The sequence below is a fragment of the Streptomyces sp. UG1 genome (assembly GCF_049974585.1).
In the GTDB taxonomy this organism is placed as follows: Bacteria; Actinomycetota; Actinomycetes; order Streptomycetales; family Streptomycetaceae; genus Streptomyces.
Genome location: NZ_JBNGGG010000136.1, coordinates 1 through 1,254 on the forward strand (window position 1 = coordinate 1; position 1,254 = coordinate 1,254).

Here is a 1,254-nt window from a genome sequence, read left to right on the forward strand (position 1 = left end):
ATCACCAACGAGATCAAGCATCGCATCCGCCGCATGGCGACGGACGAGGTCGACGTCGTGATCACGGAGGTCGGCGGCACGGTCGGCGACATCGAGTCGCTGCCGTTCCTGGAGACCGTCCGCCAGGTCCGGCACGAGGTCGGCCGGGACAACGTCTTTGTGGTCCATATCTCCCTCCTGCCCTATATCGGACCCTCGGGAGAGCTGAAGACGAAGCCGACCCAGCACTCGGTTGCGGCGCTGCGGAACATCGGTATCCAGCCAGACGCGATCGTGCTGCGCTGCGACCGCGAGGTGCCCACCGCGATCAAGCGCAAGATCTCCCTGATGTGCGACGTCGACGAGGCGGCCGTGGTCGCCTGCCCCGACGCCCGCTCGATCTACGACATCCCGAAGACCGTGCACGGCGAGGGCCTGGACGCCTACGTCGTCCGCAAGCTGGACCTGCCGTTCCGCGACGTGGACTGGACGACCTGGGACGACCTGCTGGACCGCGTCCACAACCCCGACCACGAGATCACGCTCGCGCTGGTCGGCAAGTACATCGACCTGCCCGACGCCTACCTCTCGGTCACCGAGGCGCTGCGCGCGGGCGGCTTCGCCAACAAGGCCCGTGTGAAGATCAAGTGGGTCACCTCCGACGACTGCAAGACCCCGGCCGGCGCCAAGCAGCAGCTCGCCGACGTGGACGGCATCTGCATCCCGGGCGGCTTCGGCGACCGCGGTGTGCTCGGCAAGGTCGGCGCGATCAAGTACGCCCGCGAGAACAGGGTCCCGCTGCTGGGCCTGTGCCTGGGTCTGCAGTGCATCGTGATCGAGGCGGCGCGCAACCTCGCCGACATCGGCGACGCGAACTCCACCGAGTTCGACCCGGCCACCTCCCACCCGGTCATCTCCACCATGGCCGAGCAGCTCGACATCGTCGCCGGCGAGGGCGACATGGGCGGCACCATGCGGCTGGGCATGTACCCGGCCAAGCTGGCCGAGGGCTCGATCGTGCGCGAGGTGTACGACGGCAAGGAGTACGTCGAGGAGCGGCACCGTCACCGGTACGAGGTCAACAACGCCTACCGGGCGGAGCTGGAGAAGAAGGCGGGCATCCTGTTCTCCGGCACGTCGCCCGACGGCAAGCTCGTGGAGTACGTGGAGTACCCGCGCGAGGTCCACCCTTACCTGGTGGCCACGCAGGCCCACCCCGAGCTGCGCTCGCGCCCGACCCGCCCGCACCCGCTGTTCGCCGGCCTCGTGAAGGCC

At 68.6% G+C, this 1,254-nt stretch carries 1 protein-coding gene; it reads left to right on the plus strand.

Translation table 11 applies throughout. From position 1 onward, the window contains the following. Positions 1-1,254, plus strand: a 1,254-nt coding sequence (locus tag ACP4J3_RS50670; RefSeq protein WP_426545061.1) for a CTP synthase, incomplete at both ends; no start/stop codon positions are given.